This window comes from Rhodococcus sp. WS1 (genome assembly GCF_003797745.1).
Taxonomy (GTDB): domain Bacteria; phylum Actinomycetota; class Actinomycetes; order Mycobacteriales; family Mycobacteriaceae; genus Rhodococcus_F; species Rhodococcus_F erythropolis.
The window spans coordinates 492,890-515,858 of the sequence record NZ_RKLZ01000003.1; the positions used below are offsets into that span (position 1 = coordinate 492,890).

The 22,969-nt window shown below is 63.2% G+C and carries 23 protein-coding genes; 16 read left to right on the forward strand and 7 right to left on the reverse strand.

Annotation, left to right across the window (positions count from 1 at the left end):
• Window positions 1–154: 154 nt before the first annotated feature.
• Together EEB12_RS27400 and EEB12_RS27405 are read right to left on the reverse strand one after the other, a co-directional pair.
• On the reverse strand, window positions 155–724 hold the full coding sequence (locus EEB12_RS27400; protein ID WP_141488863.1) for a DUF5655 domain-containing protein: 570 nt from the start codon (window positions 722–724) through the stop codon (window positions 155–157).
• Between the two features lie 41 nt (window positions 725–765).
• Window positions 766–1,419: a GNAT family N-acetyltransferase gene (locus EEB12_RS27405; protein ID WP_097387306.1), complete on the reverse strand. Its 654-nt coding sequence runs from the start codon at window positions 1,417–1,419 to the stop codon at window positions 766–768.
• Window positions 1,420–1,542: 123 nt separating this feature from the next.
• Here EEB12_RS27405 and EEB12_RS27410 point away from each other — a divergent pair, with 123 nt between their 5' ends.
• The 5 genes from EEB12_RS27410 to EEB12_RS27430 all read left to right on the forward strand — a co-directional run bounded on the left by EEB12_RS27410 (window position 1,543) and on the right by EEB12_RS27430 (window position 8,044).
• Window positions 1,543–2,940: an MFS transporter gene (locus EEB12_RS27410; RefSeq protein WP_020969800.1), complete on the forward strand. Its 1,398-nt coding sequence runs from the start codon at window positions 1,543–1,545 to the stop codon at window positions 2,938–2,940.
• Window positions 2,937–4,505: a pyridoxal phosphate-dependent decarboxylase family protein gene (locus tag EEB12_RS27415; protein ID WP_179154750.1), complete on the forward strand. Its 1,569-nt coding sequence runs from the start codon at window positions 2,937–2,939 to the stop codon at window positions 4,503–4,505. Before EEB12_RS27410 ends, EEB12_RS27415 begins: the two co-directional genes overlap by 4 nt.
• Window positions 4,506–4,632: 127 nt before the next feature.
• A complete protein-coding gene (locus EEB12_RS27420) occupies window positions 4,633–5,964 on the forward strand; it encodes a class I SAM-dependent methyltransferase (RefSeq protein ID WP_019748788.1) in 1,332 nt (443 codons plus the stop codon).
• 20 nt (window positions 5,965–5,984) lie between these two features.
• The gene (locus EEB12_RS27425) at window positions 5,985–7,304 is read left to right on the forward strand and encodes a lipase family protein (RefSeq protein WP_084326985.1); all 1,320 of its coding nucleotides are present in this window, start codon (window positions 5,985–5,987) and stop codon (window positions 7,302–7,304) included.
• Window positions 7,305–7,372: 68 nt separating this feature from the next.
• Window positions 7,373–8,044: a DUF1345 domain-containing protein gene (locus EEB12_RS27430; protein WP_020908009.1), complete on the forward strand. Its 672-nt coding sequence runs from the start codon at window positions 7,373–7,375 to the stop codon at window positions 8,042–8,044.
• A gap of 4 nt (window positions 8,045–8,048) precedes the next feature.
• Here EEB12_RS27430 and EEB12_RS27435 read toward each other — a convergent pair whose 3' ends face one another.
• Entirely contained in the window at window positions 8,049–8,678 is a 630-nt protein-coding gene (locus EEB12_RS27435) for a LysE family transporter (RefSeq protein WP_020908008.1), read from the reverse strand.
• A gap of 110 nt (window positions 8,679–8,788) precedes the next feature.
• Here EEB12_RS27435 and EEB12_RS27440 point away from each other — a divergent pair, with 110 nt between their 5' ends.
• Window positions 8,789–9,445: a nitroreductase family protein gene (locus EEB12_RS27440; RefSeq protein WP_003942413.1), complete on the forward strand. Its 657-nt coding sequence runs from the start codon at window positions 8,789–8,791 to the stop codon at window positions 9,443–9,445.
• Window positions 9,439–10,062 (forward strand): dihydrofolate reductase family protein, encoded by a 624-nt coding sequence (locus EEB12_RS27445; RefSeq protein ID WP_141488864.1) that lies wholly within the window; start codon window positions 9,439–9,441, stop codon window positions 10,060–10,062. The genes EEB12_RS27440 and EEB12_RS27445 overlap by 7 nt, the downstream gene beginning before the upstream one ends.
• Here the strand turns inward: EEB12_RS27445 and EEB12_RS27450 are convergent.
• Window positions 10,059–10,862, reverse strand: coding sequence for a sulfite exporter TauE/SafE family protein (locus tag EEB12_RS27450; RefSeq protein WP_258537550.1), 804 nt, complete (start codon window positions 10,860–10,862; stop codon window positions 10,059–10,061). The two genes, EEB12_RS27445 and EEB12_RS27450, sit on opposite strands and share 4 nt — an antisense overlap.
• Before the next feature lie 92 nt (window positions 10,863–10,954).
• On the opposite strand from EEB12_RS27450, the gene EEB12_RS27455 reads away from it, so the two are divergent.
• Entirely contained in the window at window positions 10,955–11,758 is an 804-nt protein-coding gene (locus tag EEB12_RS27455) for an AraC family transcriptional regulator (RefSeq protein ID WP_020969793.1), read from the forward strand.
• On the opposite strand, the gene EEB12_RS27460 is transcribed toward EEB12_RS27455, so the two are convergent.
• From EEB12_RS27460 to EEB12_RS27470, 3 genes are all read right to left on the reverse strand, one after another.
• Window positions 11,736–12,185 (reverse strand): hypothetical protein, encoded by a 450-nt coding sequence (locus EEB12_RS27460; RefSeq protein ID WP_020969792.1) that lies wholly within the window; start codon window positions 12,183–12,185, stop codon window positions 11,736–11,738. The two genes, EEB12_RS27455 and EEB12_RS27460, sit on opposite strands and share 23 nt — an antisense overlap.
• Before the next feature lie 46 nt (window positions 12,186–12,231).
• Window positions 12,232–13,485 (reverse strand): glycoside hydrolase family 1 protein, encoded by a 1,254-nt coding sequence (locus tag EEB12_RS27465; RefSeq protein WP_141488915.1) that lies wholly within the window; start codon window positions 13,483–13,485, stop codon window positions 12,232–12,234.
• 140 nt (window positions 13,486–13,625) lie between these two features.
• A complete protein-coding gene (locus EEB12_RS27470) occupies window positions 13,626–16,895 on the reverse strand; it encodes an arabinosyltransferase domain-containing protein (protein ID WP_410055717.1) in 3,270 nt (1,089 codons plus the stop codon).
• Between the two features lie 55 nt (window positions 16,896–16,950).
• Between EEB12_RS27470 and EEB12_RS27475 the strand changes: the two genes are divergently transcribed.
• The 8 genes from EEB12_RS27475 (at window position 16,951) to EEB12_RS27505 (ending at window position 22,950) form a co-directional block, all read left to right on the forward strand.
• Window positions 16,951–17,496 (forward strand): hypothetical protein, encoded by a 546-nt coding sequence (locus EEB12_RS27475; protein ID WP_019748778.1) that lies wholly within the window; start codon window positions 16,951–16,953, stop codon window positions 17,494–17,496.
• A gap of 152 nt (window positions 17,497–17,648) precedes the next feature.
• Window positions 17,649–18,971, forward strand: coding sequence for a histidinol dehydrogenase (hisD, locus tag EEB12_RS27480; protein WP_141488865.1), 1,323 nt, complete (start codon window positions 17,649–17,651; stop codon window positions 18,969–18,971).
• On the forward strand, window positions 18,968–20,110 hold the full coding sequence (locus EEB12_RS27485) for a histidinol-phosphate transaminase (RefSeq protein ID WP_019748776.1): 1,143 nt from the start codon (window positions 18,968–18,970) through the stop codon (window positions 20,108–20,110). The genes hisD and EEB12_RS27485 overlap by 4 nt, the downstream gene beginning before the upstream one ends.
• Window positions 20,107–20,721: an imidazoleglycerol-phosphate dehydratase HisB gene (hisB, locus tag EEB12_RS27490; protein WP_003942383.1), complete on the forward strand. Its 615-nt coding sequence runs from the start codon at window positions 20,107–20,109 to the stop codon at window positions 20,719–20,721. The genes EEB12_RS27485 and hisB overlap by 4 nt, the downstream gene beginning before the upstream one ends.
• Window positions 20,718–20,867, forward strand: coding sequence for a hypothetical protein (locus tag EEB12_RS30600; protein ID WP_007732248.1), 150 nt, complete (start codon window positions 20,718–20,720; stop codon window positions 20,865–20,867). The genes hisB and EEB12_RS30600 overlap by 4 nt, the downstream gene beginning before the upstream one ends.
• 68 nt (window positions 20,868–20,935) lie before the next feature.
• Window positions 20,936–22,057: an MFS transporter gene (locus EEB12_RS27495; protein ID WP_024487482.1), complete on the forward strand. Its 1,122-nt coding sequence runs from the start codon at window positions 20,936–20,938 to the stop codon at window positions 22,055–22,057.
• Window positions 22,058–22,066: 9 nt separating this feature from the next.
• Complete coding sequence (gene hisH, locus EEB12_RS27500; protein WP_141488866.1) at window positions 22,067–22,702, forward strand: imidazole glycerol phosphate synthase subunit HisH; 636 nt, start codon at window positions 22,067–22,069, stop codon at window positions 22,700–22,702.
• A complete protein-coding gene (locus EEB12_RS27505) occupies window positions 22,699–22,950 on the forward strand; it encodes a hypothetical protein (protein ID WP_019748773.1) in 252 nt (83 codons plus the stop codon). Before hisH ends, EEB12_RS27505 begins: the two co-directional genes overlap by 4 nt.
• Window positions 22,951–22,969: the final 19 nt, after the last annotated feature.

Below are 22,969 nucleotides of genomic sequence, written 5' to 3' on the forward strand. Positions count from 1 at the left end.
CTGCTCGGACCATCATCGGCGCGATCTTCGGCCTGAGCTGACACGTCGCAGCGACCTTCCCCCGCGGTGAAGAAAGTCCCTGTTCTCCGACAAGGAGAACAGGGACTTTCGTGCAGCGTGCCGGTGAGTGGTTGCGTGGCGGCGAGTTAGTGTCCTACCGGCCGTTCTGTAGATACGCGATGGCTATCAGCGATCCGACTTCGTCGTTCACGTCCTCGGTGCTGGTGAGCCCGATCTTGTGAGTCGACTGCCCGGGAGCTTTGGCCGGCACCAGAAGTTCGGAACCGGGGGCCTCGACAAAACGTAGTCCGAGGTCGACTCGGGCTTTGGTGGCCGCTGCGATGGCAGCAAATTGGCGAACGCGAACAAAGGGCGTGTATGTTCCGCGGCCTTCGACTCGAACATCGGTTCCGAGCTCTTCGATCAGACGTCGGGCTGCATCGAAGATGGGTCGCAGTGCTGCCTTCGGGCCGCTGTACTGCTGGTCGATGTATTGCTCGACGGTCGGCTCCACCCATCCCGACTGTTTGGCAGTCTCGAATGCAATTGCCCACTGCGAGTTCTGCGATACACCGTGCTCTGCTTTCAGCCACTTGCGGACTTCGTTCTGATCGAGCGGGTCGACCCCCGACGTGCGTACAGCCTCAACCCATTCTTCGAGAGTGCGTCCGGTACGGTCGCGCACGGGCGAGGTGACTGCGGCCATCATGTCGGAGGGTTCCATGCGTCTGTTCTACCGGCTGTCACGGTGCACGGGTAGCTCGCTCAGTCGATACCCAGCATCGCCCTGAGCGCGTCTGCGCCGGTCACTTCGACGGGGTACGGCGGTGCGACAAAATCTTCGCGGCTGAGGGTGAAGAGTCGACGCACGGTCATTCGGCCGTCGGCAGCCAACTCCTCTACTGTGCCGTCGGCGCGGTACCCGACTTTGGTCGACACCGTGATCGAGGCGGGGTTGTCCGTGAACGCCGACGACACGACGCTGCGTGCGCCCAAAGAGTCGAATGCGAATGCGCAGATTGCCTGTCGGGCAAGAGTGCCGATGCCCCGGCCTTGGAACCCGCGCCCGATCCACGAGCCGGTTTCACCGGTACGACTTTTGGGAAAGTCCGTCGCGGCGAACGCCTGGCAGCCGACAATTTCTCCGTCGACGACAATGGCTGTTTCGAATTTCCAGTCGGCCGTGGTCATCGCTCCGCGGACCGACCAGTGGTATTGGATGAATCTTCGCGACACTTCGGTGGGAGTGCCCACCGTCCAGGGGACGAGAAACGGCATCTGTTCGGCAGGGTGAATGCCGGCTCGGACCAGCGCAGCGAGTTCGGGGAAATGGTCGTCGCGCACAGGGACCAAGGTGACGGGCCCACACGTGATCGTGACTCCGTACGGAGGCCAGATCTCTGTCAGTGGACCAACCATCGTCTTCAGGCTTTCGTTCGTGTACGAATCGGTTCACAGTCTGGCATGCCCGGCCCGTCCGAGTGAGCGACTTCTGGTCATCGAGATTCTTTTGCCCTCGCGGTACGGAGTCGTGACATTAGTGTGTGGACGGTGACTACAGACAAACCGGTACGTCTTCGTGAAGGTAGATCGCCTGACAGGCTTTCGCGCGGCGTGGTGGCCGGATACGCAGCGGGAAGTGTCGGCACGGGTGGATTCGGCGTGCTTCCAGGTCTGGTACTGGCGTACTACCTGACCGATACGCTCGGCGTGGCCGCGGCGCTCGCGTCGCTTGTGGTCATTGTCCCGAAAATCGCCGACGTTCTGATCGATCCGCTGATCGGGTCGATCAGCGATCGAAGCTCTCATCGAACTGGTACGCGAGTGCCACTCATGCTCGCAGGCGCTCTGGGACTGCCGTTGCTCTTCATTCTCACGTTCTCAGCCCCCGTGTCTGCGGGCCCCGGAGTCGGGGCGTTGTGGGTGCTCGTCTTCTTCCTGCTCGCGGCGAGTGCGTACAGCCTCTTTCAGGTTCCGTACATCGCGTTGCCGACCGAGTTGACCGGCGATTACCACGAACGCACTCGTTTGGTATCGGTTCGAATTGCGGTGTTGGCCCTGACAATTCTGGTCATCGGCGCTGGTGGACCGGAACTTCGCGACGCTGCCGGGGGCGGAGCACGCGGTTATCTGGTCATGGCCATCGGGGTGTCGGCGCTGATGTGTGGGGCAATGATCTGGGCAGTTCGCGGAGCGGCGCGCCACACGGTGACTCACGCGGACGCGCCGGTCGGCTCGTTGCTCTCGCAGTACCGGGACGGGTTCGACGCGATACGACGTACCCGCGCGTTCCGATTGCTGGTCATCGTCTTTGTGCTCCAAGCACTTGCCACCGCTGTGATGTTGGCGGGTGCGCAATATCTGGCGACCTATGTGATGGGCAGCGAAGGCGCGCTCACCGGTCTGTTCGTTGCACTCGTCGGACCAGCTCTCGTCGTCATGCCGCTGTGGTACCGGTTCTCGCATCGGTACGGAAAGCTTCGCGGTTACGTCGTGTCCTCGGTTCTGTTTGTCGTCGCGACGGCGTTGTTGACCCTTGCGGCTGTCAACGCCGGTTCGTGGATCTACGGTGCCGTCGCCCTTGCCGGCGTCGGATATGCCGGCATGCAGGTTTTCCCGTTGGCGATGCTTCCTGACGTCATCGAGGACGACGCGCGAATCGGTGGACGCCAACGTGGTGGTTCGCTCAGTGGTATCTGGACAGCCTCGGAAACCGCAGGCCTTGCCCTGGGGCCTGCGGTGTTCTTGGGTGTACTCGCGGTGACCGGCTTCGTTTCGAAAACTGCGGGCGAAACTGTCGTGCAACCGGAATCAGCGCTGACCGGAATAGCCCTTGGCTTCTCGGTCGTCCCGGCGATCCTGGTTGCGATCAGCCTGGTCGTACTGCGGAACTACCGCACCGAACAAGAATCCACTCACGAGAACGTAGGTGAACGATGAGTTCCACTCAGGCCGAGGAACTTCAGGGCAAGATCGTCGAGAGCACGAACCTCGAGAAGAGGGCGGCCGACATCTTGACTCGGCTGCGTTCGCTTCGTGAGCAGGACGCCCCGACGCACGGAGGCCGGGTTCTGTCGTACGTGTACGACAGCGGTCTCGCAGCCCTCGACGAGTTGGCAGCGGACGCAGCTCGATTGGTTCAGCCGGTCAACGGTCTCGACCCGACGGTGTTCCCGTCCACGGCGGTGATGGAGCGTGAGTTGGTTGCGTTCGCTCGCGAGTTCCTCCATGGAGCTTCAGACCCAGCCGCAGATACCGATACAGACACAGACACCGGAGGCGTAGTCGTCGGAAATGTCACCAGCGGCGGAACGGAGAGTTGTGTGTTGGCCGTCAAGGCAGCTCGCGACTTCCGCGGGCTCCCGCCGGGTGAGGGTTCGCTGGTTCTTCCGACCACCGCGCACGCCGCTTTCCACAAGGCAGCGCACCTACTCGGACTGGAGCTCGTCCTGGTACCCGTAGATCCCACGTCGGGGCGCGTGGGCGCACACGATATTGCGACGGCAGTTCGGAAGGACACGGTTCTGATCGTCGTCTCGGCGCCCAATTACCCGTTCGCGGCGCTCGACCCGATCGCCGACGTCGCGGAAGTTGCTCGTGCACATTCGATTCCATTACATGTCGACGCCTGCATCGGTGGGCTTGCGTTGCCGTGGTGGGGTGATCTGCCGCCCTGGGATTTCCAGGTGCCCGGTGTCACCAGCATGTCGGTCGACTTCCACAAGTACGGATACTCACCCAAGGGCGTCTCGGTCTTGCTGCACCGCGGGCGTGACCTGCATCGCAAGCAGTATTTCGGGCTCACGGATTGGCCGGGGTATCCGGTGGTCAATCCCACTCTTCTCGGTTCCAAATCCGTTGCTGCACTGGCCGGAGCGTGGGCGATTTCGCAAGTTCTCGGGCAATCCGGGTACGCCGAACTGGTGTCCCGGGCGCAGCGGGCCAACCGTGCGCTGATCGAGACGGTCCAGAGCATCGACGGGCTTCGCGTCGTGGGCTCGCCGGTGGGGCCGCTGTTCGCGGTCGCCACCGATGGTTCGGTGCCCCTCGAACGTCGAGTCGATCCGCATCGCTGGGTAAGCGCTGTCGGTGCCCGCGGCTTCGTCCTTCAAGGGCAGCCGGCGTCGACGCAACCTGACGGAACTGTATTGCCTCGAACAACCCACCTCACCGTCACCCCGGTGACCGAGTCGGTGCTCGGCGAGTTGACCAATGCGCTCGTCCTCGGTGCCGACGACGTTCGCGGCTCGGCGGCAGCCGAGGCGCCGCCGGCCCTGGCAGAATTGGCCGGAGCATTCGAACGTGGCGATGTCACCGTCGCCGATGTTCTCGCGTTGCCAAGTGACGCTGTCGCGGCAGCTTTGAGGTCGGCGGGGCTGGATCCTCGGGGTTCTGCTGATTCGCCCTTGGACATGGCGGCCGTCCTCGCGGCAGTGGAATCGCTGCCACGCGAGGTAACCAAGCGGTTGTTGGTGGAGTTTCTCGCCGGACTGGTGGAGCCCTGATTTCAGCGAGGTATGCCGAAACCGCGATGAGCACTGCCCAAAACTCGGACAAATGGCGCGAAAGATTCGCGAATCGGGCGTAAGTTTTCTGTCATCGGCTAACCATCTTTGTCGGAGGGGTTGATCTGTGACTGGTGCCGCGACCAAAATTTTGACGGTTTTCGAGGAAGTGATCGGGGTTCCGCTTCCGGTTCGCGTGCGATGTTGGGACGGTTCGGAGGCAGGTCCGCCGGACGCCGCTGCGCGGGTACATTTCCGGAATCGGCGTGCCCTACGTCGAGTCCTGTACTCTCCCAACGAATTGGGGCTGGCGAGGGCATACGTGTCCGGCGATCTGGACGTAGACGGCGATATCTTTGCGCTCCTCGATGTCCCGGATCTGGTCACGCGGCTCGGTGAGAATCGTTTGTCGGCGTTGCCGTTGCGCTCGCTGGTGCGCGCCGCCGGTACTTTCGCCGGCTTGGGGGCGGTGGGTCCACCGCCATCGCCTCCGTCGATCGAGATGCGTCGTAAGCGAGGCAAGCGGCACAGTAAATCACGCGATTCGGCCACGGTCTCCCATCACTACGACGTCGGGAACCGCTTCTACGAAATGTTTCTCGGGCCGAGCATGGTCTATTCGTGCGGGTACTGGCCGGAAGGGGTCGAATCCCTCGAAGCTGCTCAGTACGCGAAGCTGGATCTGATTTGCCGCAAGCTCGATCTGAAGCCGGGAATGCGACTGCTCGACGTCGGTTGTGGCTGGGGATCGATGGCACTACACGCTGCCCAGAACTACGGCGTCGACGTCGTCGGAGTGTCACTGAGCAACGAGCAGGTCGAGTACGCCAAGGGACGAGTTGCCGACGCGGGTTTGGCCGATCGTATCGAGATTCGGGTGCAGGACTATCGCGACGTCGACGACGGCCCGTACGACGCGATTTCGAGCATCGGCATGTCCGAGCATGTGGGCCTGGCCAATTTGCCGGTGTACACGGCAAAACTCTACGACCTGCTCGTGCCGCAGGGTCGTCTGCTCAATCACGCCATCGCGGCGGTGAAGTCTTTGTCGGACAACGTCGATGACGGACGCAGTTTCATCGACAGGTACATCTTCCCGGACGGTGAGATCCTTCCGCTGAGCAAAACCATTGATGCGCTCGAACTTTCAGGCTTCGAGACGCGTGACAGCGAGGCGTTGCGCGAGCATTACGCCTTGACACTGCGCGCGTGGGTACAGAACCTTCGCGAGAACTGGGACGCATCGGTCCTACAGGTCGGTGCTCCCCGCGTGCGTACCTGGTTGCTGTATCTCGCTGCCAGTGCCCTGGGTTTCGAGGAGCCGCACAGGCTTACGATTCATCAGGTCCTGGCCGTGAAACCAGGGGATCGGGGGGCCAGTGGCATGGCCCGCTCGCGTAGCAGTTGGTATCGATCGATTGAAGTCCCGCAGATCGAAACCGGTCCGCGCGTCGACTGAGGCCTATACGTTGGATTTCCATGAGCACCCGGAAGGTTGTCCTCGCGGCACTGAAGGTTTCGGCCGTTGCGGTATCGGCGCTGTTGTCGACCTCGCTACTGTTCACACCGGTATCGAACGCCGAACCTGTGAACGATTTCTACGACGCGATTCCGGGCGACGTCGGTGATCCGGGTTCGGTGATTCGGACGGAACCGCTGCCGCTGGCCGGTGCCGTTGGCGGAGTGCCTGGTGTGGGGACCCGGATCCTGTATTCGAGTACCGACACCCACGGATCCAATGTTGCTGTGTCGGGCTCGTACCTGGAGCCGGCCGCCCCGTGGTCAGGCGCGGGCCCGCGCCCGACGGTCGTGATCGGTCCGGGCACTCAGGGCCAAGGTGATCAGTGCGCGCCGTCGAGGATGTTCCCCACTGCCGGTCAACTCCGCCTGGCGGAACCCGGGAATCCGTCGAACTACGGTGCCGGTGTGGACAGTGTCGGTGTCAACTACGAGTCCGCATTTGCTTTCGCATTCCTAGCCCAGGGCGTTCGCGTGTTTGTCACCGACTACATCGGACTCGGAACACCCGGCATCCATACCTACGTCAATCGCGCCGAGGAAGCCCATGCGATGTTGGACGGTGCACGCGCTGCCCGAGCCTTGGCGAAGGCAGGAGAGGACGATCCGATAGCGCTGTGGGGCCATTCGCAGGGCGGCGGCGCCACTGCCGCTGCAACCGAACTGGCACCCGAATACGCGCCTGAGTTGAATCTGGTCGGGAGTTACGCGAGCGCGCCCCCGGCAGACCTGGCAAGCGTTCTGCGTCATATCGACGGTACCGGCCTGATGGCCGCGATCGGCTACACGATCAACGGCGTCCTCGACCGATATCCCGCTGCCCGAGAGCCGATCGAATCTCGACTCAACGACTACGGCCGGTCCGTGCTCGCCGACGTCGCCGGGCAATGCCTCATCGATTCCCGAACCAAGTACGGGAAGCAGTCGACGGCGTCGTGGACCACGGACGGCCGGCCACTTGCCGACGTGGTGGAATCGGTACCGGAGATCCAGCAGGTGATCGAGGAACAACGCATCGGGCGGCGAACCCCGGCCTCGCCGATTCTGGTCAACGGAGCGCTCAACGACGATTTCATCCCGTACGAGCAAACCCGGCGCCTGGTTCAGGACTGGTGCGCGCGCGGGGCCGAGGCGACGTTGTTCACCGACACCCTGCCTGCAGTGAATCCGGGGAGCGGTAACAATCACCTCGCGCCGGCCGTAGCGGACTTCGGTGTCGGATTGCAGTACGTGCTGGACAGATTCAACGGCAAGCCTTTGGTCGACACCTGCAACGCCTGACACGCCTGCTTCTCGATTACCTTGCGGCGTAACCACCGTCTCATTGCGAACGGTGGTTGACTGAGCCCGTGAACGATCGATCGCATGACCTTCCGATCAACCCGGTTCCGCGGAGTGAGCTGGGTGCCGGGCCAGCGCTGAGAGTGTCGACAGGTCTGGTGCTCGGTGTCGCTGCAGGCGTCGTCACGGCGTTGGTCGGCTACCCCCGGTTCGCTTTCCTGATCGGCTGGGATGTCGCGGCGATGGTGTTCACGGTGTGGACGTGGATTCTGGTCTGGCCCTTCGATGCGACGCTCACCGCGAGCCACGCAACGCGGGAAGAACCGGCTCGCAACGTCGCACACCTGCTGATTCTCGGCGCTGCCGTCGCGAGCCTGGTCGGTATCGCGTTCCTGCTCTTGGCGGCACCCGACGGACATCACTACCAAGTCGTGGCGGCATCGGTTGCAGTCGGTAGTGTCGTGATCTCGTGGCTGGCGGTCCACACGCTCTTCGCCCTCGGCTATGCGCGGCTGTACTACTCGGGCCCCGACGGCGGAATCGATTTCAATCAGGAAGAACCGCCGCGGTACAGCGATTTCGCCTACGTGGCCTACACAGTCGGGATGAGCTTCGCGATTTCCGACACCAACTTGAAGTCGTCGGACATGCGCGCGATGGCGCTCGGCCACGCATTGCTCTCGTACCTGTTCGGTTCGGTGATCGTGGCGTCCGTCGTAAACTTGATTGCAGGCCTGTGACCGATCAAGCCGCTGCACGTCCGATGCTCGAGAGGAAGCCGGCGGCTCCGAAGAACAGGCCGGCGAACACTCGATTGGTGGTTCTCTGCTGTTTGGGGGATCGCATCAAGGTGAGCACCCGTGCGGCCAGCCCGGTGTATCCGGTCATCACGATCACGTCGACTGCGCACATCGTGGCGGCGATGATCAGATACTGCGGAAGCAGCGGTGCCGACGGGTCCAGGAATTGTGGGAGCACTGCGAGCATGAAAACGACAGCCTTCGGGTTGCTCGCGTTCACGAGAAAACCGCGAAGCATCATCATCGGGCCGGAACTGCTCGCGGTTGCCTCGTCGGTCTCCACCTCGGTGGGCGCCGATCGCCACTGCCTGATTCCCAGGTAGACGAGGTATGCCACACCGAACCACTTGATCAAGGAAAAGGCCACGGTCGAACTGGCGAGAATTGCACCGACCCCGGCCGCGACAATTCCGATCTGCAGCAGCAATCCCAACTGCAGCCCGAAGATGTTCCAGTATCCGCGCCGCAAGCCGTAGGCAAGCCCTGACGACATCGACGCAATGGCGCCGGCCCCCGGTGACAGGCTGATCACCCAACTTGCTCCGAAGAACGCCAACCAGACGTGCCAACTCATGTCGAAAGTCCTTTGATCGGGAAATACTCCCGACAACCAGCACGCACGGGATCAGAAAAGTGTAGACGGACTGTCCTGCTCACTGCTCGCGACAGTGCAATGATCGGGAGATGACGTCGTATCCCGTACTCGACCTGACACCCGACGAATTACTGACCACAACGCGGACCGTTCGAAAGCGTCTGGATCTGACCCGTCCCGTGCCGTTGGACCTGGTGAAGGAATGCCTCCAGATCGCCCTGCAGGCGCCCTCCGGTTCGAATCGCCAGGGGTGGCAGTGGATGGTGGTGACCGATCCGGCACTGCGTGCAGCAGTCGGGCAGATCTACAAGGAAGTCACCGACGAGTACCTTGCTTCTCACGGTTCGGCGGCAAAACTCTTCGCCGATGATCCCGATCGCGCGCCGATCCAACAGCGAGTAGGCACCAGCGTCGCGTGGCTCGGTGAGCACATGGGCGAGGTGCCGGTTCTTCTCATTCCGTGCATCAAGGCGGGTAAGACGTTGCCGGAGGGGAACCAGGCCGGTCTGTGGGGTTCTCTACTCCCGGCCGCGTGGAGTTACGCTCTGGCCGCACGGGCACGTGGACTCGGTACGGCGTGGACGACATTGCACCTGCAGCGTGAAGCGGAAGTTGCCGAGCTGCTGGGTATTCCGGCCGGATTCCATCAGGCGGCGCTTATCCCGACGGCGTACTTCACCGGCGAGACGTTCAAACCCGCCGCCCGTGAACCGGTCGACAACGTGCTGCACGTGGACCGATGGTGAGCCTGATCTACTCGGCGATCTGCTCGATCGACGGGTATGTGGCTGATGAGCAGGGGAACTTCGACTGGGCGGTTCCCGACGCGCAGGTCCATTCGTTCGTCAACGAGCTCGAGAGGGGAGTCGGCACGTACCTGCTCGGGCGCCGGATGTACGAGACGATGATTCCCTGGGAGACAATGATTCCCTGGGAGACAACGGCACACGAGGACCTTCAAGGTACTTCCGCATCGGTAGGTTCTTCGGTGCCGGACGAGTTTGCCGGAATCGAGGCGGCGACAGTCGAGTTCGCTCAGATCTGGGGTGGCATCGAAAAAATTGTGTACTCCACGACGCTGAACGAGGTATCGACGGCGCGCACAACGATTTCCCGGGACTTCGACGCCGACGCCGTTCGTGCGCTCGAGAGCGAAGCGGTACAAGATATCTCGATCGGCGGGCCGACGATCGCTGCAAGTGCATTCGCGGCGGGGCTGGTCGACGAATGCCGACTGTTCGTCTGCCCGGTCAGCGTAGGAGGCGGATTGCCTGCCCTTCCGCGCGGGCGACTGGACCTGCAGCTGCTCGAAGAGAAAACCTTCGACGGCGGCGTCATCTATCTGCGGTATGCCGTCCGCTAAGCCGCGATCATCACCGCCGTGACTACTGCGAGTAGAGCGATGTAGGCGGCGGCATGGATCCGGTCCGGGATGGCGCCGACAATTCGCCGGCTCAGTGCAATCGCAGGTAGAGAGCCGGCCAGTAACGCGCAAACGGCGAGAAGGTCGATTGCGCCGACCCTGCCCGCTGACAGATCCGAGGCGGTGCTGTGCCCTGATGAGGCCGCGTACACCGCAGTCGCGACGACGGCGACAGGCAAGCTCAACGGGTTGGCGCTCGCGGCGGCGTCGGCCATCGGAACTCCGCCGCGACGCATCATCGGAACCGTCATGACGCTCCCGCCGACTCCGAGGAAACTTGCGACGGCGCCGATGCCTATCCCGATAGCGCGGACGCCGTGACGGTCAAGATGTTCTCGAGGTTCAGGTGGTGTCAGAAACCCTTGTCGCAGAAGGCTGTCGAGGATTGTGACCACGAGGTAGAGGACGAACAGAATCCGAACGGCGCCGTCGTCGACGTGACCTGCCGCAACCGCTCCGAGGCCTGCTCCGGCTGCGACGGGGCCGATCAGTGGTCTGATGTACTCCGCCCGAAGCCGTCCTGACTTCCTGAATGCGATTGTGGCACTGAGTGAATTGACCACCATCACTGCCGCCGAGGATGCGACGGCGACATGCATCGGATCGATGACGTCCGCCCGAAGTGTGGATGCAGCGTAAACGACTGGGACGGTGACAAACCCGCCACCGAATCCGAACAGAACGGTAGTGACTCCGGTCAAGGCGCCGAAAGCGAGAAGGATGAGGGCGTAGTGAAGCACTTGATGAACGGTAGCGATTTCTCCGCTGGCGCACATTCGAAGGTTCGCCACGTTCCATTGTCAATCAGACACGGACTCGGTAGGTTCCTCCGGTGCGCAACATCTCGATCAACGACGTCGATCACTCACCTCGCGGTGTTCTCGCAATCGGAACCGACTACCCACCAGGTCACGTGCTGGCCGCCCACAAACATCGACGAGCCCAGTTTCTCTTCGCTGTGAACGGTGCGATGAACGTCGAAACCGATGACGGTGAGTGGACGGTTCTGCCGTCCAATGCGGTCATGATTCCCGCCGGTGTCGCTCATGCAGTGACGATGGACGGTGTCAGCACGCGAAGCCTCTACATCGAACCGTCCGCAGCGCCGTGGTTCCCGGTCAGGTGCCGAGTCGTCGCGGTGTCGTCGCTCCTGCGTGAGCTGCTCGTCGCTGCAGTCGACATGGATGTCGAGCTGAACGTGGAGGACGACTTCCCCGCACACGGACGCGGCGCCGCGGTATTTCAGCTGATCCTGCACGAACTTCGCGATCTTGCGCCCCTACCTGTGGAACTCCCGCTGCCTCGGCACCCGCGATTGCGGGCGTTGTGCACGCGGTATCTCGCCGGCCCGTCGATCCACGACTCGCCCACGCGGTGGGCCGAGCAACTCCACATCAGTGAACGAACACTGCACCGCTTGCTGATCTCGGAAACGGGGATGAGCGCGTCGTCGTGGATGCAGCGTGCCTGCATTCTTCACGCGCTGCCGAAACTCTCTGCCGGTGCCAGTGTGACAGCCGTTGCGTCTGAACTCGGATACTCGACGCCGGCTGCCTTCGCAGCGATGTGCACCCGAGTTTCGGGTGCACCGCCCAGTAGCTATCGGGCGCGCGTCAGGACACAGACACCGGGATGATGTGGGCGACGACGTCGTGGATGAGACCGTCACGGACTTCGAAGGTTTCACGAATCTCCACGGTCATGAGGCGAGTGCCACCGATTCCCGCGTCGAGCAGATAGGTGGTCGAGACGATGTCCCCGGCTTCCGACATCTCGAGGTCTCGTACGCCCTGGATAACGCGGTATTGGATACCGTTTTCGAGGTCGGCGGACATCTGTGGTCCGGAGAACCCCGTCTTGAGTCCGGCTTCGACGCGCGTCGCATCCGGGGCGAAATGAACATCGGAAACGTCATGGGAGACCAGGGCGTCGATGTAGGCGCGTGCCTGCGCCTCGCGGGGTGAATCGGCCGGGTTGGGGGCTGCTGTCGCAGCGCCTCCGGCAACCAGGATCAGGGCAGCCGTGGCAGCGGCAGTTCCGGCGATATTTCGCAGTGTTCGCATGGGACATCCTAACGACGAGGTGTGGAGGAATTTCGGAAAACGGCCGTCATCGAGTAGCCGTACAGCTGCGGGGAGGATCGACGAGCGAGCAGAAAGCCGGGGCCATGACGGGCACGTAGTCGGCCCCGACGCCGTTCTCGTGAATGATCCGGCGGTAGGCGTCGACGCCGTCGGTCGGGATTCGCGCCGCAGTGGGATCGCCGAGAACATCGACCGTGTAGAGGCCGAATCGAGGTCGGTACGAACCCCATTCGTAGTTGTCGGTGATGGACCAGTAGTTGTAGCCGATCACGTCGGCACCGTCTTCTCGGGCGCGTTCCATCCAATAGATGTGATCGCGTAAGTGATTCGCGCGTGTGTAACCGTCGGCGCGCGGCGCTCCATTGTCGGTGGGCATGCCGTTCTCGACGATGTAGAGGGGGAGTTCTGGATACTTGCCCGAGTACCGCATCAATGCGTCGTAGAGGCCTTCGGGTTGTGGTGTGACGTTGTAGAACTCGTCGAGTGCGGCGTACGCGGCAGTCGGATTGTTCAGGGCCACACCGTAGTAGTAGTCGATCCCGAGAAAGTCGAGCTTGTCGCGCACCCGATCCGTGAATACCGAATCGATCGCCTCGGACACGCCGGGAATGAAGGAGAAATTACTGCTCGCGCGGGCACCGGGATCGAGAACATGGATGCGGTCGTAGATCGCCCGGTGGACTCGGACCAATGAATCGAACATCGACGGTGCCTGGGTGAGTGCGATTCCGCCGTAGGTCAATTCACGCTGAACATACACAGTCGGCTCGTTGATCGTGATCCACAGCGCTCCGATTCCGGAGTACCGCTCGACTACCTTCTCTGCGTTGACCAGCCAATCGGCTTCCGTCTTCGGATTTGTCCAGCCGCCTTGATCGACAACCCATCCCGGATACACCCAGTGGTCGAGCGTGATCATCGGAGTCATGCCCCGCGCGCGGATGTGAGCTACCACGTCGTCGTAGTACGCGAATTCGGCCTCGTTCCAGCTCCCGGCGGCGGGCTGAACTCGCGCCCACTCGACGCCGAATCGGAAAACCTTCGATCCCAGATCGGCCGCCTGGTCGATGTCCTCGGCGTAGCGATGCCGGAAGTCGACCGAATCACCGATTTTGTCGTGGGTTCGTCCGGAATCGGAGTATCGAGACCAGTTGCTGTCCGGCGACGAACCTTCCGATTGGAATCCGGAGGTGGCAACGCCCCAGAGGAAGTCATCCGGTACCTCCGCCGAGGCGCGAGTGGGAAAGGCGAGCGCCCCGAGCAGGCACGTCAGTGCCATGAGTGCAGGCGTAACAGACCGTGACAGGGCTCCCATGCCTGGGAGACTAAGTCATACAAGTGTCCAGTCGCAGGCGTTTCGTCCGATCCGCCCGCGACTGGACCGTGTCACTCAGTGACCCATCCGCTCAGAAATTCCGCTCAGAAAACCATGGTCATCGATCCCGGATTCCACGTCCCGGAGCGCTGAACGGTCGCTTCGTCGACCTGGGCAGGCACTGCACTCGGATCGATCGGTGTGTACTTCTCGATCGAACCCCAATCGCGAGCCCAGTCGTTGTCGAGATACGACGGAATGGTCTGAGCGGTCAGGAGCAGATCGATCCACCCCAACGGTCCACCGCCGTAGTGGTCCTGCCAGGCACTGGTCACGAGCGCGCCGGAATGGTCGGGAAGGATCCGATACTCGGGGACCTCGGCGATACCGACCCGATGATCGAAGGGGCGTTGGCACGGGAATGCCAGTCCGACAGCCCAATCCAGCATGACGGGCGCCTGTGAACCGACGACGTCGTTGAGCTTCTGGGTCTTCGGAACCCGCGGCGGGGTGACGGCCACCCATTGGTCGGGCTTGCTGTCGTAGTCGCTGACGACAAGTCGAATGCTGTTGGCTTCGACGGGAATCTGGTCCAGCGGCACACGCAGGTTCCGCCACGACGGTGCCGGACCGATGTCGAGGGGCGCGATCTTTCCGAGTGTTTCCACAGCGTCTGTTTCGGCATCGTCGACGCCACGCGCTGTTCCGTATTCGACCTCGACGTTCTGGCCGTAGGTGACGATTCCGTCCTTGTCGACCGACCGAACACGACCAGCGGTTGCAATCGAGATGATGTCTCCGCGTGTGGCGTTCTCGCCCACGTCGGGGAGTTGGTACCAGTCGCTGGTCAGAGTGCCGGGGGAGGGCTGACCGTAACTACCCATGACGGGTGTTGTCGCCGGGTCGAGACCGAACGGTAACGCGACCGAACTGCCGTTGACCCCGGTCTGTCCGGCGCCTCCGCCGGTTCCGGCCGAGTTACCGGCGGTGTCCTCGGAGGTGTCGACGGTGTTCGCGCCGCCGGTAGCCGTGGCTTCCTTGTCTGCTCGAAGGTCGGAGGCGACGCCATTCGGATCGAATCCTGTAGCCCCACCGGCGGAGAGTGCTGTGGCGACGCTGCCCGAGAGGGGCGTCAGCATCGAGGCGTTCGGATCGGTCTCGAGCAGAACGTCGTTGGCGAGTCCGCAGTGTTGGCCGAGAACGGCGTCGACGTTTGCACGGCCCACCGAATAGGCCGGGTACTGGGTGACCGCGCCCTTGGCCATGGACAGCACCTCGAAGAGGACCATGGCACCTGCGGCAATCGTCAGTGGCGAGATGGCAAGCAGTCGAGCGTGCTTCGCGGACGGTTCCTTCCCAGCGGTGTACGGCTCACGGAAGAAGTACCACGCGGCGACGCCGAGCATCAGCACCGTCAGCCCGAGGAGGACGGTGCTCGCGCCGAGTCCGCTGATCGACACCGGCTTGTCAAACCACGGAACGCTGTAGCTGGACACGTAGTAATAGCTGTTGCTGCCGGTGAATGCGACGGCCAGGAGAAACAGTACGGCTGCCGCGAAGAGGGCCCGATTGCGCGGCGAGCGCAGGAGTTTTGTACCCACGGCGACCGCCGTCATCATCGCCAGAACGGCGGTGAGTCCGGCAAAGATTCCGAAGTGGTGCGTCCACTTGGTCGGCGAGAACATCAGCAGTGGCAGTGCGCCGATCGTCAGCCCCACGACGCGGCGTGACGGACCGGCGGCCAAACCGGGAATCCGGCCGCCCTTGCGCAGCATCATCGCGGTGCAGACGCCAAGGCACAGAACCATGACGAACACACCGAATCTGCGAGTCAGAGAACCGTCGACGGAGATGTTGAAGAGGTATTGATAACGGAGGTACTCGTCGAACCAGGGCTGGTTCGGTGAGATCGAGTGGACGCGTTGCATCTCGACGACGGCGGCGAGGCTCTGATCGCCGAGCGCGGGGATGAGGATCGACAGTCCGGCAGCCAGCAATGGTCCGACAGCCGCGACGTAACCGGTGGTGCGGGCACGTTCGATGATGATGCGCATGATCGGGCGGATTCCGGCGATCAGTGCGGCGAAGCAGATGAGGCCGGAAGGCCCGGCGGTCAAGGTGAATCCGGCGATCAGAATCGCGACTGCGACCGGCAGAAGTCGTCTCGTCGCGACTGCGCGTTCGATCGAGCACCACGTCAGCAGGACGCCGAGAGCAACGATCGGTTCGGGGCGCAGTCCGTTGTTGAACGGAAGCCAGAACGCGAGGAAGACAAGCGCGCCGGTCCACAGGGCGAGCCGGTTTCCGCGAATTGCGGCTCCCAGTCGAGGCGCGACCTCGCGGCTGATGACGAGCCAGGTGATGATGCCTGCCAACAGAGCAGGCAGACGAACCCAGGGGCTTGCAGTGCTGACGTGCGCCAGGAGTCCGAGGATGTTGTAGTACGGCGTTCCGAACGGGGTCTCGGGGACCGCGAACCACCGGAAATAGTTGGACATGTAGCCCGATTGCTCGGAGGCCCTGGCCATCGTGAACTGGTAGCCGTCATCGGTGGTGGTAGCGCCGATGAAGTGCCAGAGCACCAGAGTTCCGACGACGACGCCGTCGAGGACGGTGAACTTCCACCATCGGGCGGGCAGAAATTTGCGTGTGCCCCGGCCGTCGCGGTTGTCGAGGCGGTGCAGCGCGAAGAGGGACACGACAGCCGTGAGTGCCCCGAGAATCATGGCGAGAGTCTTGATCACCGACGGGCTCGACGTGAAGCGAGAGTCCGCCTCGATCGAGACGTTCAAACCGGCTGATGCCGAATCGAGGTCGCTGAAGACGCCGACTACCTGTGGTCGGCTGTCGCCCTCGATGACGCGCGGTTCGGAACCGGTGGCGCTGAAGGTGGTTCGGGTCGGCTCGGCGGCGAGCGTGAGTGCGCATCCAGTTTGCAGATCAGCAACGGGTGTCGAGAGCAGCACTTGATCGCGCAGGACAACGTCGACCCGAGCGGGAGCGTCGGCGGATTCGGGGGAGACAGTGGCAACAAATCCGTAGCGGCGCGCATCGGCGGCACCCGGGGGAGCCGTCGAGACGAGTGTTCCGCCGGTGGCGGCCAACTCGCTGATCGACGCGCACGGGATCGATGCCTCCATGCGCAGCGGTGTGTACGAGACCAATGGCGCCTCGACGCTTTTCGTCGACCCGGCGTGCGGCCAGTTGACGACGGCTGTGTCCTGCTCGATCGGCAGGAACGGCACTGATCCGCACAAAACTATGCCGAGGATCGATGCGACAATCGCAACGATCCGTGCTCGGTTCGGTCCGCTGGATCGCTGAGGGGTCGGCAAGGCCGGAGGTGCGGTCGTGGCCACGTCACTGTCTGTCACGACTTTGGACCCTAGCTGTGCGTGACGTGTTTGTTATAAAAGCGCGAGTAATGGGATGGTCGTGTTCCCGGTGCCGTTCCGCGGTGCGGGGGTTGTCGGCGATCGAGGCGGGGGTGCTGTGCACGAAGTTCACGAGTCCATTTCGTTGAGCCCACTTCTGCGGCGTTCGACGGCCGCATTGTGCGTCGTCCTCGGAATTGTCCTGGTGATTGTCTGCGGGTTCGCGGCGATCGTGGAACACGACCCGGCGGGCTACGTCGGCGCCGTGTTGTCCGCGGTCCTGTCCTTCGGGTTGGCCGCGTACATGTGGAAGGTGCGCGTGATCATCACCACAGACGTCGAACGAGTGTCGATCGCGCTGTCTCCGGGGCTGCGTCAGGTATTTCGGTGGGACGAAGTTGTGTCTGCAACTGCAGTACATATCGGGATGGGCTCCGGAATCGGTTATCGAATGACCGGCCCAGGTATGCGGGTAATTCTCGCGTCACCCGGCGCCGGGGTCCGCTTTCGTCTGCACGACGGACGCGAAATCTCGGTGGCGACCGACCGAAGGGACGAGCTGATCGAACTCGCCCGGCGGCGGGCGCCGGACCTGCAGTGAGCGTCGCAGGTGGACCGGTGAAAAATGGGGTGCGCCTATCCTGGATAATTGACATCAGTTCTGTATTTCAGGCGCGTTGTTCAGGCCTGTAATGCCGGACCGGTTTGCTGCCGCTTGCACAGGCACCCCGTTTGCGTACGAGAGGAACTCTCATGCTTGCCCGCACCGACCTGCGTGGTCGTACCCCATCCACGGCCGAACTTCGCGCCGCGCTTCCCCGAGGTGGAGTGGATGTGGACGCGGTGCTGCATCAGGTTCGCCCGATGGTCGAAGCTGTTCGTGATCGCGGGGCAGAAGCCGCCCTCGAGTTCGGCGAGAAGTTCGACGGCGTTCGTCCGGCTTCGGTTCGTGTACCCGCAGCCGAGCTCGAGCGCGCACTTCGTGAACTCGACCCCGCAGTCAAGGAAGCCCTCGAGGTTGCGATCGAGCGCACCCGCAAGGTGCACGCCGATCAGCGTCGCAAGGACACCGTCACCGAGGTCGTTCCGGGTGGCACGGTCACCGAGCGTTGGGTGCCGGTCGAGCGCGTCGGGCTGTACGTACCCGGCGGCAATGCCGTGTACCCGTCGAGCGTTGCCATGAACGTCGTGCCGGCTCAGACGGCCGGCGTCGGGTCGCTTGTTGTCGCCTCGCCGCCCCAAGCCGACTTCGGCGGATTGCCGCACCCGACCATTCTTGCCGCCGCAGCCATGCTCGGCGTCGACGAGGTGTGGGCCGTCGGCGGCGGGCAGGGCGTCGCCCTCCTTACCTACGGCGGAACCGACACCGATGGAACCGAGCTTGTCCCGGTCGACCTCATCACCGGTCCCGGCAACATTTATGTCACTGCGGCCAAGCGTCTGTGCCGCGGACTGGTCGGCATCGACGCAGAAGCCGGTCCCACCGAGATCGCGATCCTCGCCGACCACACCGCTGACCCGGTCCACGTTGCTGCCGACCTCATCAGTCAGGCCGAGCACGACGTGATGGCCGCCAGCGTTCTTGTCACGACCAGCGTCGAATTGGCCGACGCGGTCGACAAGGCTCTGGCTGCGCAGCTCGAGATCACCAAGCACCGCGAACGCGTCACCACGGCACTGACCGGCAGCCAGTCGGGCACGGTGCTGGTTTCTGATGTTTCCGCTGGTCTGCGCGTCGTCAACGCTTATGCGGCCGAGCACCTCGAGATTCAGACCGAGGACGCAACCGGTGTCGCAGCTCAGGTCACCAGCGCTGGTGCCGTGTTCGTCGGCCCGTGGGCGCCGGTCAGCCTCGGCGACTACTGCGCCGGCTCCAACCACGTTCTGCCGACGGCCGGGTGTGCACGTCACTCCTCCGGTCTGAGCGTGCAGACCTTCTTGCGTGGGATCCACGTGATCGACTACTCCGAGTCGGCTCTGAAAGACGTTGCCGGACACGTCATCACGCTCGCCAACGCGGAGGACCTGCCCGCTCACGGCGAGGCTGTGCGTCTGCGATTCGAGGCTCTGCGATGAGTAGTGCTCCTGGAGAATCGATTACGGTCGACGCCCTTCCGATTCGCGAGAACCTGCGTGGAAAGTCGGCATACGGCGCACCGCAGTTGACGGTGCCGGTTCAGCTCAACACGAACGAGAACCCGCATCCGCCGACGCAGGCGCTCATCGACGATGTCGCCGAATCCGTGCGCGAAGCCGCGAAGGAACTGCACCGCTACCCCGACCGTGACGCTGTCGCGTTGCGGACGGATCTGGCGGCGTACCTGTCGAAGCAGACGGGTGTGCCGGTCACCGTCGACAATCTGTGGGCGGCAAACGGATCGAACGAGATTCTGCAGCAGCTGTTGCAGGCCTTCGCAGGTCCGGGACGTAGCGCGATGGGTTTTGTGCCCTCGTACTCGATGCACCCGATCATCGCCGACGGTACCGATACCGAGTGGGTCGAGGTCTTCCGTCGGGACGACTTCGCACTCGACGTGGATGCTGCCGTCACAGTGATCGAGGAACGTCGACCGGACGTCGTGTTCGTGACCAGTCCCAACAACCCGACCGGACACAGCGTCGGTATTGCGGAACTACGACGCATCCTCGACGTGGCGCCGGGCATCGTGATCGTCGACGAGGCGTACGCGGAGTTCTCCGCTGCCCCCAGCGCGATGACGCTGATCGACGAGTTCCCGGCCAAGCTGGTTGTGACCCGCACCATGAGCAAGGCTTTCGCGTTTGCCGGTGGCCGACTCGGCTACCTCGCCGCCGCTCCCGCGTTCATCGACGCACTGTTGTTGGTGCGCTTGCCCTATCACCTCTCGGTGGTCACGCAAGCGGCGGCACGTGCCGCCCTGCGTCACGCCGACGAGACCCTCGGCAGTGTCCACGCCTTGTCCGCCGAGCGTGATCGGGTGTCGAAGGCACTGGCGGACACCGGTTTCCGAGTGATTCCCAGTGACGCGAACTTCATCTTGTTCGGTCAGTTCACCGACAGCGCACAGGCGTGGAAGGAATACCTCGACCGCGGGGTTCTCATCCGCGACATCGGCATCCCCGGATATCTGCGGGCCACCGTGGGACTCGAAGCCGAGAACGACGCGTTCATCAAGGCCAGTGACGAAATCGCAGGCACCCAGCTGGTCGACACGAATTCAGGAGAGACGGCATGAGCGATCGCATCGCGCGGATCGAACGAACAACTCGGGAATCAAGCATCGTCGTCGAACTGAATCTGGACGGGACCGGCATCGTCGACGTCTCCACCGGCGTTCCGTTCTTCGACCACATGCTAAATGCCTTGGGTACGCACGCCAGCTTCGATCTGGACGTCAAGGCGAAGGGTGACGTCGAGATCGACGCCCACCACACCGTCGAGGACACCGCGATCGTTTTCGGCCAGGCGCTCGGCCAGGCTCTCGGCGACAAGAAGGGCATCCGTCGTTTCGGCGACGCTTTCATCCCGATGGACGAAACGTTGGCGCACGCGTCGGTCGATGTCTCCGGTCGCCCTTACTGCGTGCACACCGGTGAGCCCGACTACATGGTGCATTCCGTCATCGGCGGGTACCCGGGCGTTCCGTATCACGCGGTGATCAACCGCCACGTGTTCGAGTCGATCGCATTGAATGCACGTATCGCACTGCACGTTCGGGTTCTGTACGGCCGCGATCAGCATCACATCACCGAAGCCGAGTACAAGGCCGTTGCGCGCGCTCTGCGTGAGGCGGTCGAGCCGGATCCGCGCGTGAGTGGCGTGCCGTCGACGAAGGGCACACTGTGAGCGTCCTCTTCACCTACCTGCTGTTCATCGGCGCGGGTATTGCCGTGGGCGGCGCCTACTCGATGTTCAAGGTCAACAAGCTTGCGTCGGGAATCCTTCTGGCGTTGGCGGTTCTGGCGGCGGTAGCGGGCGCACTGCGTCTGTGACGCGAAAAGTGACTGCGTCTGTGACGCGAGATCCTGCTCCATCGCCGGGGTTGCTTCGCACTCCGGGCATGATCGGTGTCCTGATCATGGCGGCGGCAGCTTTCGGTGGCTGGTCGTTGCTCTTGCCGGTGGTGCCGTTGCTGGTTGCGCATTCCGGCGGATCGGATGCGCTCGCCGGATCGGTGACCGGTGTCTTCATGGCGGCCACGGTCGTGACGCAACTGCTCGTGCCTCGGTTGTTGCGGACGCAGGGCTACCGGCGCGTGCTGGCGGTCGGATGTCTGCTCCTCGGTCCACCGTCGTTGGTGCTGTTGATCTCGGCCGACGCCGGCCCCGTCCTGGCGGTTTCCGCGGTGCGAGGAATCGGTTTCGGCATGCTGACGGTTGCCGGCAGCGCGCTCGTGGCGGAGTTGGCGCCCAAACGAATTCTGGGCCGTGCCACCGGCGCTCAGGGAATCGCGATCGCAGCGTCACAAATGGCGGGGCTTCCGCTGGGGCTTGCGATCATGGAACGGTGGTCGGCGACACCGGTGTTCGTTCTCGGTGCGCTGATCCCGGCACTCGCGCTGGTGGCCATTGCCGGGTTGCCGAAGATCTTCGCCCAGCCCACCGGCGAATCCGCCCGGTTGAGTGTGTTCGTCGTCTTGGTCCCGGTGCTCGCTCTGGCGTGTGTGTCCGCGTCGTTCGGCGGGCTGTCGTCTCTACTGCCGATCGCAATCTCGGAGCGCGCGGCCGTTGCAGGTGTGGTGTTGGCGACCGCCAGTGGATCGATGTTGATCGGCCGGTACTCGGCGGGCCTGATCGCCGATCGTCTCGGCAGTGGTCGGACACTCGCGCCGGCATTGGCGTCGTCGACCATCGGATTGGTGCTGTTCGCGATCAACGTCGACGGTGGGTCGACGCCGGTCTTGTTCTGCGCGGCGGTCCTTTTCGGGCTCGGGTTCGGGGCGGTGCAGAACGAATCCTTGGTCATGGCGTTTCAGGCTGCCGGCCCGAGGCAACTCGGATCCGCCAGCGCGATCTGGAACATCGGCTACGACGCCGGCACCGGAATCGGTGCATTGGCGTTGGGATTCGTGGCCACGACTGCCGGCTATGCGTGGGTCTTCGCGGTCTCCGCGGTCGTTGTCGCTCTGCTCCCGGCACTGGCCGCGGGCGGCAAAGTGATCGGCAGCAGGGTTGCCCGATAGAGTTGGGGCATGAGCGCTTCCACGATTGCTGTACTCGATTACGGCTCCGGCAACCTGCATTCGGCTACTCGCGCACTGGCGCGCACCGGGGCGCAGGTGGAGGTGACCAACGATATGAAGGTTGCATTGGCGGCCGACGGTCTGGTGGTGCCCGGCGTCGGTGCGTTCGCGGCCTGCATGGAAGGTCTGCGCGCAGTCCAGGGTGACCGAATCATCGGTAGACGCTTGGCCGGTGGCCGACCGGTGCTGGGTATCTGCGTCGGCATGCAGATTCTGTTCGACCGCGGAGTCGAATTCGGTGTCGAGGCGGAGGGCTGCGGCGAATGGCCTGGCACCGTCGAGAGGCTGCAAGCAGAGGTTTTGCCGCACATGGGCTGGAACACCGTGGAGGCTCCGGAGTCGAGCACGCTGTTCAAGGGTATCGACGCCGACACCCGCTTCTACTTCGTTCACTCGTACGGTGTGCAGAGTTGGGAACTCGCGCCGTCCGAGCACATCGCACCTCCGAAGCTGACGTGGGCAGATCACGGCGGAAAGTTCCTCGCTGCCGTCGAGAACAGTGCGTTGTCGGCAACGCAGTTCCACCCCGAGAAATCCGGCGACGCAGGCGCCGAGTTGCTGAGCAACTGGGTGCAGAGTTTGTGACCGGGAGTTCCGGCCCGAACCGCGGCGACGACTTTTCCCTCGCTCGTCTGGCGTTGTTCTCGCTCGGCGCCGCTGTGGCTGCGTTGGCGGTCGCCACCGTCGTCATCGTCGTGCTCAAACCCTCGCCGGGTGTCGGTCTCGCGATCGGTCTCGTGGGGGTCGTTGCTGCGATCGCGGCAATGGGCGTCGTATCCAAGCGGATGACCCGAAAAGCGTTCGGTGACCCGGAAGACGGTTCGAGGTCCTGACCTACTAGGGTTACCGCAC